We start from the raw sequence: 12,995 nt of genomic DNA, 5'->3' as shown, positions 1-12,995 counted from the left end.
GCACAGGTGATGTTGGAAGCCCCTTGGGATTGATGACCGCGCGAGACGGAATTGTTGGACCTTGGGAGGGCTCGCATTCTCCATCGGAACTCACCGCACATTCGCACGACAATTTACGCATGTGGCCCGATTGGTCTCGGCAGATGGCAGCCGTCGCCGATATTGTTGGGCGCATCACCTACCTGGAGGACACGTCTAACGCCGGGATCACCGTTGTCCTTGCCGCTGCGAATGACCAGCACAAGGTCGGGACCTTGTTCCGGCCAACTCTCCAAGATTTCGAAGCCCAGACAGCCATTGTCTATGACTATGCCGATCTCCGGGGCGATCGGATGCAGGAAATCATGGATCAGATCGGTGGGACGACCGCTTACTTTGCGACGCTGCTGCCGATGACGGCCGGCCGAATGGCAAAAACCTTGGAGCTCTTGTCGCTTGTCCAAACCGTCGCCGCACTTGTCGCCCAACGCTGCAAGCACAGCCTCGCCTGCCGCCGGCCCGATGCGTTTTCAGCGCAGATCCAACCCGCCATCGCCATGCCCGGCCACGGCGCCCTGCCAAGCGGACACGCCACCGAGGCATTCGCGATCGCCGAGACGCTCCGCCGTCTCATCCCCACAGGTGTGAAAACGCCATCGCTCGATGACATGTTGTTTCATCAAGCCGCGCGTATTGCGGTGAACCGGACGGTTGCCGGCCTCCATTATCCGGCCGACAGCTTCGCGGGCGCTGCGTTGGGATTTCTTGTGGCGGACATCCTTGCTGGTATGGCCGGAGTGGGCAACAGAGTCGTCGTGACCGCAAATTTCGACGGGCGCGGCATCGACACCAGTGATTTCTTTGCCTCACGCGTTTGGAACAACAATCAACGCCAATCGTTTGGGAATGTTGTTCGGTTTTCTGCTGGGTCCGTTGCGGCCGACGAGAGTCCGATCGTGAACTGGTTCTGGCAAGAGGCGGAAAACGAATGGTGAGGCACTATGAATGGGAGCCAAGCACTGTCGTAGATCTTCGCATCGATCCGATGGCCTATTGGCTGGTTGGTCACGGCCGGGAATTTTTTGTCCGTCAGGTGCAGGGGCCGGCTGACGAAAAGTGGGATTTCGGCGTTCTTGGTGCAATCGATATCGCGAATCCGGTCGAGCCACTGGCAGGTGACGAACATCTGCTTTCGGTCCAGAAACCGCAGTCCGATGCATGGTGGCAGGACATGCAGGAATTCACTGACGCTGTGGGCATGCAGGACCCGCGGGTCTTTCCGATGCCGGTGCCGCGCGCCCTGCAAAACGGCGACCAATTGGACAAACTCTCTGATCTGGATGGGCCGCCCGTGTTCACCGATCACGCAAAGGCTGTCGTGGGCATTATCGACCACGCCATCTGCCTTCCGCACTATCGGTTCCGAAATGCACAAGGAGGCACGCGGATTCTCCGGGCGTGGCACCAGTCCGGCGTTTATCAGAGCGACGCCCGCGTTCCGTTTGGACGAGAATATTCCGCAGCCGAGATTGACGCCGCCATCCGGGCAGCAGACGGCAATGAAAACGACGCTTTACGCGAACTCGGACTGGTCGGGTTCGGCAATGGCGGAGAGACGCATCTGGCCCGTGGCGCAAGCCATGGAACCCATGTGCTCGACCTTGCCGCCGGAGCAGAGCCCGGCACAATGGAAGCCCCTCCACCGATAATCGCGGTCAATCTGCCGCCGATCGTGGCGCGAGAGACGACGGGCGCGTTTCTGGGCATGTATTTTGTGTTTGGCGTGGAATTCATCCTCAGGCGGGCGCGCCAACTTGCTCCAGGCCTTCCCGTCATCATCAATTTCAGTTTTGCGCTTTCGGGAGGTCCACGCGGAGGGGTGCATCCGCTCACCAGATGTTTGCGACAACTGATCCGCGCTCATAAAGCGCAGCCCGAGGGCGGGCAGGTGACACTCGTGACGGCCGCGGGCAATCGGAATCTTGCGCAATCCCACGGCTGGCAAAGGCTCAAGGACACAGGCGAAGACGGCGCGCCGGAAAGGTTTTCGTGGAAGCTACAGCCTGGCGACACGACCGCAAACATGTTGGACATCTGGTTCTCGTCCGAAGAAGAACCGGACGCGGGTCTTGAGTTTGAGCCAGAGATTCTCCTCAAGCTTGTTGCGCCCGGCGGGCAACAGATTGACGATGCCAGTTTCGCAGAACCGGGTCTGCGGCACCTGAAGCTGGATGGAAAGGTGATTGGCCAGGCACTGCTGCGCCGGGAAGGGGAGAAGCGATTGAGCCTGTCGCTCATACTCGCTCCAACGGATCCCGGCAGATCAGGTCGCGAACCGGCTCCACCGGGCGAATGGCAGGTCATGGCAAAAGTTGTCACCAGTGGGGAAGACCCGGTGATCATGGAGGCCTGGGTCATGCGCGATGACGTGATCCCGGGCTTTCCGGATACGGGGCGTCAAAGCTACCTGATCGATCGGAGCAAAAGTCTGTGGACCGAAGATGGCTGGCCAACTGAATGGGACGCGCCGGATGCTACCTCGGGATTACGCCATGGTGGAAGCCTCAATGTCTTGTCTCTTGGCGACATGAGCATTTGCGTTGGAGCAGCTATGCAAGAGCGCGGCGTTCGCGATCGGGAAACAGGTCCGTCGCCTTACTCCGGAGGCCCGCTTCCGCGAAAAAGTCCGATGTACGACGGCGAGCAGGTCGATGTCAGCGCCATTGCCGATCGGTCCAAATTGCGTCCGGGCGTTCGTGCCGCAGGAACGCAGGGCGGAGCGCGCGTCGCAATGAACGGTTCCAGCGTCGCTGCGCCTCAAGTTGTTCGTGCCCACCTGGATGCCGTCAGCGGTTCAGCGCCACCATCGACAGAACCCAGAATGGGCAGAACGGTCTTGGAAGCTCCACCAGAACTTCCTGTCCGCTGAGACAACCACGCTATTTTTTGGCCCGGAACGTGCGAGTTTTTCGGGCCAAACATCAGATTTTCCCACCCTTCGTGCATTTTTTTGCGTGCTTTGACACGCCTTTGACTCCGCGTTGACACCCGGCTTTCCAAAACAGTTCCACGGCGTGCCCACAAGAGCGTCGGAAGCACCAAAGTCATGACGCCGCTGCTTCATGACGCCTGGTTCTCTAAATGGAGTTAAAGACATGGAAATGACGATGGAACGGATTGAACAGACAAACATTCGGCCTTTCACGAAGCCAGCTTTTCGGCTCGGGATGCCGCATATGGATTTCAGCGGCGTGTCACGCGAATGGTTGCTGCGGGAGGCTTGCCATCTCCACTGGGAGAGCATCGCGGGCGACTTCGGCGCGCACCCCAAGGAATTCCGCGATAAGTCAGGCGCTCGTGTTTTGCCCTCGGTCGTGGCCTGCACATTGAACGGGGACGCCGAACTGTTCAAGGAAGGCGATCTTTGCCAGTTCTTTCAGGTCGAAAAACCCAAAGCTGAAAATGGATGGCGCAGCCAGGTCGATCTTTTCGGCAACGCTGTGACGCTGAGAGCCGAGATCATTACGTCTTTTGCGCGCAGAAACGGACCGGCAAACCGCGACCTTGTTCGCGCGGACATGGAAGAGGGATTGCAACCCTTCCGTGAGGGCGAGCAGGCCAAGCGGGCAAATACAATTCGGCTTCTCGGAAAATCCGAACGAACCAAGGCGGAGATGGAAACAGCGCCTCCACACCTGACTTTCGCGATCGATCGCTATCAGCATCTGAACGGTGTCGGCCTCGTGTACTTTGCCGAGATCCACAAGATGATCACAATGGCGGAGCGCAACGCCGCACCTGATCTTGTTGTGTCCTGGCCTATGCGCAACCGACGGGTCCATTACTTCTGCAATCTCGATGTTGGAGATCGTCTGGAGCTGACAACCGAAACCAGCTTGCAGGCGTTTTCGCCAACCGCGTCGGTGGTTGTGCGCACATTCGCCAAGCGCAGCTCTGACGGCGCGGTCGTGGCATGCGCTGAAGCGATCTACGGCGCCGCAATCTAGTCCGATCCACCCGCTCGATTTTGGAAACGAGGCGTCAAAAGCCTAATGGGGGCTTCTGATTCACGCCTCTACCGGAGAGCCCACGAGGTCAGCGTAGGCCTCCAGGCCTCGCCTTTTTGCATAAGTTGGAAAAACAATGATCAATCATCCTTCGCATTCACATAGCTCGCTGATTGGCTGGCTCTTGCAATACCGTTTCCGCTGGTGCTTGCTTGTCATCGCCCCGGTTTTCTGGGGCGGAAACTTTGTTTTCGGCCGATACGTGAGCCCCGACGTACCGGCGGATGTGCTGAATCTGTTGCGGTGGGGCGTTGCGGCGCTGGTGCTCTTGCCAATAGGGGCAGGCCGGCTTGTTCACGAGCGACGCCAAGTGTTCGGCGACCGCTACAAACTTGCAGTCCTCTCGCTGTTAGGCGTCGTCGGCTTCAACACAACCCTATATTTGGCCCTGCAAGAATTCACCGCCTCTCAGGTGGCAATCGGGTTCTCGCTGACGCCCGTTCTAATCTTAGTCATCGCAGCAGCAATAGACCGGAGAGTGCCAAGACCGAGGATACTTATCGCAACAGGTATCTCTTTCCTCGGTGTCTACTTGGCTTTCCAGCAATCGCTCGTCGGACTGTCGGTGCCTGAAAGTCTCGCTTTGGCCCAGCGCATGTCTCCACCGGTTATTATCTGGAGCCTCTATTGCATCGCTCTCAAGCGGTTTGCGCTAAATGTATCGCCGCTAACAGGATTTCTGGTCCAAATCCTGATTGGAATGATCGTGCTGTCGGTGTTTGTCGGCTTCAGGTCGAAGCCAATGGACGTGGTTCCGGAACTCTCGTTCGAATTAATACTCGCAGTCCTCTACCTGGGCATTTTTGCCGCTGCCGTCGCATTCCTCTGTTGGCAACTCGCCTTGAGGCACGCATCCGCCGGTGAAGCGGGGGTCGCCATGAATCTCGCGCCTTTGACGAGTTTGCTCCTGGCTTGGGTCTTTCTTGGCGAGGCGTTGAGTGGACGCGAAGCGCTTGGAACGGCGTTAATTTTCACCGGCCTTGTCGTTGCCGGCATGTTTGAGGCTCTGCGCCTAAAACCAACGCTTGCGAGCGCCGAAGTCAATTTGAACATCGACGAAAGAGTGGCATTGCTTGAAGCGCAGACACAGGAGCACGCCGCTCAGATCGACGGCCTTGTACGGGTCAACTCCGAACTTGTGGCTTCCCAGCAGAGCATCGACAAGCAAAACGCCCTTACTGAGAGGCTTCGTCATTTCGCGGATCGTCATCACGATCGGGCGCGAGCATCTCAGGACCCTAATCAAAAGTCGTATTTGGAAGCCAAAGGTGAACTCCTTTCGACAATCTCGGGAGAAGCTACCAACCTCGGGCAACAAATGCGTGCCGATGATCTCCATCAAGCCAAAAAATGACGTTGAAGCAGAGTGACGCCATGTGATGTCTATTTTCACCAGGACCGGACGTTCAGCAAAATCGGGTCTATGTCCGAGTTGCGGACTAGGCGGCCGGAAGCCTACGTAGCATATTAACAAACTTCGGTGTTAGTTTATTAACTAAAAACTAGAGTACCAGCGCGTTGCTATTCTGATCGCCGGTTGGTTCATGGTCAGCTACCGTTGTGGCTTGTCGAAGGAAGAAAATGAAAACACGTAAACTAGGCGCAATCGGACCAGAAATCGGTGCCATTGGTTATGGCGCAATGTCGTTCTCAGACATGTATGGACCAACAAATGAGAAAGCTAGCCACGCGATCCTAAACGCTTGTCGTGACCTCGGCGTCACACATCTGGATACGGCCAACGTCTACGGTATGGGTAAATCAGAAAATGCTATCGGGTCCTATCTGAAGGCCAATCCAAGCGCCCGTGAAGAGTTTGTAATTGCGACCAAAGCAACGATTACACGCGACGCCGACGGCAATCGCGTATTCGACAACTCGGCGGAGCATCTGGAGGCCGAGCTGGACAAATCGCTGCAGCGTCTTGGGCTGGACTGCGTGGATCTGTTCTATGCGCACCGCCGCGATCCTCGCCTTACGCCAGAAGAGACTGCGGCCAATCTTGGCCGACTGGTCGAGAAGGGAAAAACCAAAGCAATCGGCCTTTCCGAAGTCGCGCCTACGACGCTGCGCCGCGCGATGCAAACCTTTCCAATCACCGCCATCCAATCCGAATATTCATTGTCGACCCGGTTTCCCGATCTTGGACTGGTACAGACCTGCGCCGAACTGGGTGTCGCTATGGTTGCGTTTTCGCCTGTCGGGCGGTCGCTGCTGACAGATAACCCGATCCCGCGTGAGCGCATCACAAGCCTGCCATTCTTAGCTGGCAACCCGCGCTTTATGGAACCCAACCTGTCTGAAAATCTCCGCATCACAGATGGGTTCAGAAAACTTGCGGCAGAAATGGGCACGTCAGCTGCAAGTTTGGCGAATGCTTGGCTCCTGAGCCGCGGACCTCACGTCATACCGATCCCAGGAACGCGGTCTGTAGATCACTTCCAAGAGTGCATCGCAGGTGCAGAGTTGGACCTCACGAGCGCCGACCTCGAACGAATAGAAGAAGTTTTGCCCGTTGGCTGGACGCACGGGGACCGATATTCGGTAGAGCAGTGGATTGGACCAGAGAGATACTGTTAAACGGGTAGTCTGATCAGTCTTATTTATCGACGATACGATGATACGTACTCAAAAAATGCAGCGAGCCGGCATTCGAGGCAATAAATTCGAAACACCGGCTAAACGTCTGCGTCGTCCGCAACCCGGTCATAGCCGTGTTTTCTAACTGTGTCTGCTCTAGATCAAAGCAGCCGTTGACGCTCCGACCTGTTAATAGGTCCAGAGCCTGGTGTGTTGCACTGCGATTCAACGTAGAGCCTATCCTTATAGATTTCTGTATTTCAAAAGCTTGCGATTAAGATATTTTTCATCAGGTCGTTCCTAAAGAGTTATTGCTACTCGATTTCTAGAATTATGGTTGGAGGTAAGCTTGATGTTGTAGCCCAGCCTATCCTTTCTACTCTGGTTTTTTTTCTCCCGCCTTTTCCAATGGAACCAAACGACCATAGCTTTCGTCCAAAGGTGATGATTCCCGTAGTTTTTGGGGATGGCCTGGCGCCCAATTTTCGAACTCCAATTTTCGACCTGACCGCCAAAACCATCTTCCCTGCAATTGCCGCAAACCTATCGCAGGTCCTTGGTTATTACGGATCGAAGTGGCTCCCCATAATTTTTGGTCAAATCTAACCAACTCTCGAATGAAATCTTCTTCTTCTTGACTATCAATTTCTACGAGAACCCCGTTGGTCTTTTCTTCCAAGACTCGCAGTTCAGAAAGTCCTATTGTTGTTCCAAGACTAGTAGCCACGTAAAGTCTGTTTTCGAAATACCCATAAATTATCTCCTGGCCAAGAAACACAGAAAGAACTTGGTCCAAACGGGGGTCTTCCTCTAACAATGCAACAGCTTGGGGATCCAAAATGCGTGCCAAAGGTCCGGACGTTGGGTAGATCGAGGCATCGTATTCAAGGCGCCCACTTGATCCCCACCCACCGGTTTGATTAAGCGCAAAGAGGGTTGCTCGGGTAGGTAGCCCTGTTGTTGGAAGCGATCTGTTTTCTTGAAATTTTTCGATCCCTTTCCTCGTTTTCGGTCCGAATTTTCCGTCAATCCCAACAAAACCTATCCTTCCGTACGCCAACGCATTTTGTATTTGCGTAATTTGCCTTTCATCCAATTTGATCATCGCCATCGCTGTTTGACGCATTTCACTTGTAATGGACGTTCCGACGTTTGAGCTACGATAGCGCCCCCAAACTCGATCTCGCAGGGCGTTTAAAAAAACTTAAATTCTCCTGCAATCGCGCGCTCTTAGCCATTTTTCCAACAGGGTAATGCTCAAAGAAAAGTGCCCATGCACGCGGAGAGTCCAAACTTTCGGCTGCTGAAAAAAGCGCCAGTTCATCCGATTTCGGTGATTCGGGGACGGCCATCTGTTTTTCGTTGTGATGAAGTAACGCAGTTCTTCGAGACAAACCAAGTTCGTAAAGCGGATGAGCAGCTTCGTTTGCGAAATGTTCCAGAAAAGTGTTCCAGCCTTGGAGAGATCCCTCACCATCTGCCTTTGCGAATGCCTGTGCTAGGGAATCGAAGATTTGTTTTGAGGCGACTGCAGGAACAAGAAAAATATCTTCGCTGGGCAATGAACCATAAGTAAAAGGTTCTTGGTAGCCGGATGTTGTTTCAAAAACTGTATCCCGAACCTTTCGAAATAGTTTCCCAAGCTCGAGTCCTGGTTCTTCAATGTGTTGAAGTAGGGCCTCAGCGTACGGGCTATTTCTACCACTTCCATCTAAAGCAAGTGTCCCGCCTTTCGCGGCGTAGCTAACAACTACTCCACTTGGATCAATGCGACTTAGTCCGCGGCCGATTGAGCGAGTTTTGTTTGTTCTATTCATTGTATTCAAAAATGGATTGTTTCGACACGCGTCTACTAGAACGATTTTCAGCCCTTCGGAAGAAGACAGCGAGGCGACGACAGTATCCAAGCGAATAGCTTCGAAACTAACATCGACGTCGCTTTGGAGTTCTGCATTGACTGGAATTAGATAATTGACGTTGTCTATCTCCAATCCGTGGCCGGCAAAATAGAGTAATACTACCTCAGCTTTTTCTGCCCTTTTTGCAAAATCTCGAAGAGCAACTCTCATTCCGCGGAAGTCTAGATCTAGGTTGTATTCTACGTCGAAACCGATCCTAGAAAGCGCAGAAGCGAGGTCTTGTGCATCGTTCAATGAATTGGGTAGGTCGGTGACGTGATTATAGCGTCCATTACCGATTACTAGCGCGACGCGATCAGTCTCTGATCTTCCGGAAGCCGCAGTCGTAATCCAATACGTAATTGCTGCAACAAGCAATACAACATGGCGATATCTGATCAAGCTCATTTCGAATCACCACCCACAAATAAAAATACTTTTCGTGGGCTAAGATAGCACACCTAACTTGAAATTTTCGGATAGGTTAGTCGTCAGATACGTTATGGTTGGCCCGTTTTGACTGGTCCGAATTGATTGTTAGTGCATGATTGGCCTCTCGTCCATCGGGACAATGGTCTCTGGTGCCGGTGTGATGGCAGTTGTGCTCCGGGCAAGGCTGCTCCTCCTCGGCGCCCTCTTGCTCCTTGGAACACAATTTGTCGTTACCTGTGGATACCTTCCGACTGAGCCGGTCTGGCTGATTCCGGCCGCCGGAGCTTTTATTCTCGTTGATTTGCTTCAGAGGGCGTCGGTTAACGGGCAAAATCAAAACACCGGAAGGGATGGCCAACCCTCCTTTGCAGACGATACAGCGGAGAAAATAGGCCAGAGTGCTCGAAAGGCTGTTAGGGTTTGGTGAGGTTCAAGTGGTCTTGTGTTGGGGCCGTTGCCGGGCCTGGTAGTCGCAATCGGTCATCTAAGCTGCACCCACTCAATTGTTGCAAATTCATATGCAGTTGGTCGTTACTTCGATACTGTTGCCGGATTGCACTTCAATCGGGGGCAAATAGTGCCCTTACAACCGCTTTTGCTTTAGATTTCAGCGCAAGGTGCTACTGCCAGTATCAAGTACTGTTTAAGAGTTCTTTGTTTCGAGTAACTCAATTCGGAGTTCGACGTTGTGAGAGTGAAGACGTGGGTTTGTTTGACAGTGGCCTACGTCTGAAAGTCGAAATCTCCGCCGATAACCCCATGCCGATCCGTTCCCCACTTTCGGCGTGGGGTTACTTTTTTGTACTTGACCCATTGGGAACCAAAGCAAGAACGTGGCGTGTGCGAAAGTGGCCACGCAGAAACCCATTTTACCTCAGGTGCAAGCTAAAAGCGCTGCATGGGTATCGCAGTTCAGCTCGCCTCCCCGACTGGTTGGGTGTGGTGTTCGAGTGGTTTGACGTTGCGAATGATGCATCGTTCCGGCCTAATCGGCGCGCGCAAATTGAATTTCCAAGCATGGATTACACTCTGGATACTCCCGACACAGCCCCTTTTTGTTGTCGTTGTCTAGTCCCAGATGACGGCGTTTTCGTATTCCCGAAGAGCCAAGACGCCATCCTCTGTAATTCGGTATGTTGTCTCTTCACCTGAACTGGGCGCATCGCGCGTGGCAAGACCTTCGGCGACCAGTCTATCAAGACAAGCAATCGCACTAATCTCAACCTTGTCTGGCTTGAGCGGGAACGAGTGCTTTTCAACCACATCTAGCATTTTGAGTGCTAGTATTTCATCAAACGGTCGCAATCGTTGCCTCCCTATTGCGTACTTTCTTAGTTTCGCAAAATATCTTGGAGCGCAACAATGAGTCTGCGGACTCGATAGTCGGAAATACTGTAATAGATTTCCTTGCCGTCCCGTCGTGTAGAAACCAGGCCCTCAAGACGAAGCCGTATGAGTAGTTGGGAGCAGCCCGCCTGATGCATCGATAAGTCTCTGCAGAGGTCAGAAACGTTTTTCTCACCTTCCATTAGTCTTAAGAGTATCTGCAGCCGCCCTAGGTGCGCCAGAGCCTTTACAAAGCTAGCGACCTCTTGGGCATGTTCTTTCATCTGCTCTTGCAAGGCGCATCTCCTATTGGCTGTTTGCTGGCTCCAGCCAAACCTTTGACACTTCCCCACCTACCAGCGTTCATTCCGCCGCTGATGTCTTAGGTTGTTTACTCTGTCCAATGCTACAACTTTCACACCGGAGCGCATGTCCTGCCGCGAACCGTTCCAATTGTGAGCATTTTGCAAGCGGGATGCGGGAATCAGGGAATCGGGCTGATGGTTGATTCTGCCGCCTACGGTCGGTCATCAGAAATCAATTGTATGGAAAAATGTTGGGTATCTCCGCCCTGATTTTGGGAAAGTTCTTATTTTTAAGGGGTTTGGAGAGTACAAGTGGTAGCCCGTAGGGGAATCGAACCCCTCTTTCCAGGTTGAAAACCTGGCGTCCTAACCGATAGACGAACGGGCCATTTTGGCGGATGCGCAGCCAAAAGTTGTCTCACTGGCGCAAAAGCAAAAACAAGGTGGTAGCCCGTAGGGGAATCGAACCCCTCTTTCCAGGTTGAAAACCTGGCGTCCTAACCGATAGACGAACGGGCCACGCGGCCTTGTGGAGGGCCTTTTACGGATTAGCCGCCCCCCCCGCAAGCCGAAAAGTGCCAGATGGAACAACTTTTTTGGGCCTTTCGAGGCGTCGTTGCACAGTGGGTTTATTGCGCTGGTGCCGCGTCTTCCAACCGCAGCTGAACGTTCTGGCGTCCACCCCAGCTGTTGATCTCAAGCCTGCCGGCAAAATGAAAGCGCGCACCGCCATGATTGCTCAGCTTTTCGCCCATTGGTCCGTCAAACGCGCCAAAGGCGATGGCGTCCAGACCTGCACCCAGCCCATCGGATAAAGACAGTTTCAGATGTGTCTCACCCACCCGTTTGGCAAAGCGCACTTGCAGGTCGGGCAGGGCATAGCGCGGGGCAGGGGCTCCGGCACCAAAGGGGCCTGCCTGCTCGATCTGCTCGATCAGATCAACCGTCGCGGCCCCGGGCATCAGAGCACCATCCAGTTTCAGATCTGCGGGGCCGGCCTGGCCCGCGCCTTGTTTTGCCAAAAGCTCGGACAGACGCGCCATGGCTGGTTCCAATTTGTCTCGCATCACGGTCAGGCCCGCGGCCATCTTGTGGCCGCCGCCTTTGACCAGCAGGCCCTCGGCGGCAAGCTTTTGGATCGACGCGCCCAGATCGACGCCAGACACCGACCGGCCCGAGCCCTTGCCTTCGTCGCCGTCAAATCCGATGACGATAGCCGGGCGATTGGCTGTTTCTTTCAGGCGAGAGGCCACGATCCCCACAACACCAGGATGCCAACCCTCCCCGGCGGCCCAGACCAGCGGTGCCTCCAGCCCGCGCGCCTCGGCTTGTTCCAGTGCTGCTGCGCGGACTGCGTTTTCGATCTCGCGGCGTTCAGTATTCAGCGCATCCAGCCGTTCGGACAAGGCCTGCGCCTCGTGCAGCGAATCCGTGCTGAGCAAGCGCGCGCCCAGATCGGCCTGTCCGATGCGGCCACCGGCGTTGACGCGCGGGCCCAGCAGGAACCCCAGGTGGTAAGAACTTGGGGCGGTGTCCATGCGTGCAATGTCCGACAGGGCAACCAGACCCGGCCTTTGCCTTTGGGCCATCACCTTCAGGCCCTGCCGTACAAGCGCCCGGTTGGCCTCGATCAACGGGGCCACATCGGCCACCGTGGCCAGCGCCACCAGATCCAGCAGGGTCATCAGATCCGGCCCTTTGGCACCTTCAGCCCGCAATTGCCGACCGGCTTCGACCAGCATCAAAAACACGACCCCGGCAGCGCAGAGGTATCCCAGATCACCGCTTTCATCCTGCCGATTGGGGTTCACCACCGCAACGCAATCGGGCAGTGTCTCGCCCCCCAAATGATGGTCGAGCACAATGACATCCGCGCCTTTGGCGGCTGCAATCGGTTCATGGCTAAGCGTCCCGCAGTCAACGCAGATGATCAGGTCATGTGTCCCGGCCAGTTCCTGCATCGCGGGGACATTGGGGCCATATCCCTCATCAATGCGGTCAGGTACATAGAGCGTGGCCTGCATCCCCATCTGCCGCAACCACACCAGCAGCAACGCGGCCGAGCTGCCGCCATCCACGTCGTAATCCGCAAAAACCGCGATCCGTTGGCGCTGCTTCACGGCCTCAAGGAACCGCGCGGCCGCTGCCTCCATTTCTTTCATCTCACGTGGGTCTGGCAGCAGCTCTTTGAGCTTGGGGTCCAGAAATCCACGCGCCTCGGCCACCGGGACGCCACGACGCGCCAGCACCTGACAGACGGCGCGGGGCAGGTCGGTCTGCTGCGCCATCATCTCAGCTGTGCGCTCGACCTCGGCCCCCGGACCGACCCAGCTGCGGCCTGTCAAGGATTGCTCAACCCCAAGAAAACTCATCGCGTCCCCTCATGCGGCACAGCCGGACCTTTTCAG

At 55.1% G+C, this 12,995-nt stretch carries 10 protein-coding genes and 2 tRNA genes; 5 read left to right on the top strand and 7 right to left on the bottom strand.

What is annotated here, in order from left to right:
• Positions 1 to 143: 143 nt before the first annotated feature.
• The 5 genes from GOW40_RS10615 to GOW40_RS10595 all read left to right on the top strand — a co-directional run bounded on the left by GOW40_RS10615 (position 144) and on the right by GOW40_RS10595 (position 6,626).
• Positions 144 to 974, top strand: a complete 831-nt coding sequence (locus GOW40_RS10615) for a phosphatase PAP2 family protein (RefSeq protein ID WP_171130279.1) — start codon at positions 144 to 146, stop codon at positions 972 to 974.
• A complete protein-coding gene (locus GOW40_RS10610) occupies positions 968 to 2,908 on the top strand; it encodes a hypothetical protein (protein WP_171130277.1) in 1,941 nt (646 codons plus the stop codon). Before GOW40_RS10615 ends, GOW40_RS10610 begins: the two co-directional genes overlap by 7 nt.
• Before the next feature lie 193 nt (positions 2,909 to 3,101).
• Positions 3,102 to 3,986, top strand: coding sequence for an LnmK family bifunctional acyltransferase/decarboxylase (locus tag GOW40_RS10605; RefSeq protein ID WP_371731834.1), 885 nt, complete (start codon positions 3,102 to 3,104; stop codon positions 3,984 to 3,986).
• Between the two features lie 136 nt (positions 3,987 to 4,122).
• Positions 4,123 to 5,400: a DMT family transporter gene (locus GOW40_RS10600; protein WP_171130273.1), complete on the top strand. Its 1,278-nt coding sequence runs from the start codon at positions 4,123 to 4,125 to the stop codon at positions 5,398 to 5,400.
• A gap of 227 nt (positions 5,401 to 5,627) precedes the next feature.
• Positions 5,628 to 6,626 carry an aldo/keto reductase gene (locus GOW40_RS10595; protein ID WP_171130271.1) on the top strand — a complete coding sequence of 333 codons (999 nt, stop codon included), beginning with the start codon at positions 5,628 to 5,630 and terminating at the stop codon, positions 6,624 to 6,626.
• Positions 6,627 to 7,002: 376 nt separating this feature from the next.
• Here the strand turns inward: GOW40_RS10595 and GOW40_RS10590 are convergent, their stop codons facing one another.
• From GOW40_RS10590 to recJ, 7 genes are all read right to left on the bottom strand, one after another.
• Complete coding sequence (locus GOW40_RS10590) at positions 7,003 to 7,737, bottom strand: peptidoglycan-binding protein (RefSeq protein ID WP_171230956.1); 735 nt, start codon at positions 7,735 to 7,737, stop codon at positions 7,003 to 7,005.
• 46 nt (positions 7,738 to 7,783) lie between these two features.
• Positions 7,784 to 8,932, bottom strand: coding sequence for a caspase family protein (locus tag GOW40_RS10585; RefSeq protein WP_171230955.1), 1,149 nt, complete (start codon positions 8,930 to 8,932; stop codon positions 7,784 to 7,786).
• A gap of 1,092 nt (positions 8,933 to 10,024) precedes the next feature.
• A complete protein-coding gene (locus GOW40_RS10580) occupies positions 10,025 to 10,261 on the bottom strand; it encodes a hypothetical protein (RefSeq protein ID WP_171130267.1) in 237 nt (78 codons plus the stop codon).
• Between the two features lie 26 nt (positions 10,262 to 10,287).
• The gene (locus tag GOW40_RS10575; RefSeq protein ID WP_171130505.1) at positions 10,288 to 10,566 is read right to left on the bottom strand and encodes a helix-turn-helix transcriptional regulator; all 279 of its coding nucleotides are present in this window, start codon (positions 10,564 to 10,566) and stop codon (positions 10,288 to 10,290) included.
• A 334-nt stretch (positions 10,567 to 10,900) separates the two neighbouring features.
• Positions 10,901 to 10,975: transfer RNA gene (locus tag GOW40_RS10570), tRNA-Glu, on the bottom strand.
• Between the two features lie 56 nt (positions 10,976 to 11,031).
• Positions 11,032 to 11,106: transfer RNA gene (locus GOW40_RS10565), tRNA-Glu, on the bottom strand.
• 110 nt (positions 11,107 to 11,216) lie between these two features.
• A complete protein-coding gene (gene recJ, locus GOW40_RS10560) occupies positions 11,217 to 12,959 on the bottom strand; it encodes a single-stranded-DNA-specific exonuclease RecJ (RefSeq protein ID WP_171136415.1) in 1,743 nt (580 codons plus the stop codon).
• Positions 12,960 to 12,995: the final 36 nt, after the last annotated feature.

Source organism: Ruegeria sp. HKCCA6707, assembly GCF_013033515.1.
In the GTDB taxonomy this organism is placed as follows: domain Bacteria; phylum Pseudomonadota; class Alphaproteobacteria; order Rhodobacterales; family Rhodobacteraceae; genus Ruegeria.
This window is presented reverse-complemented; position numbering and strand designations above follow the sequence as displayed.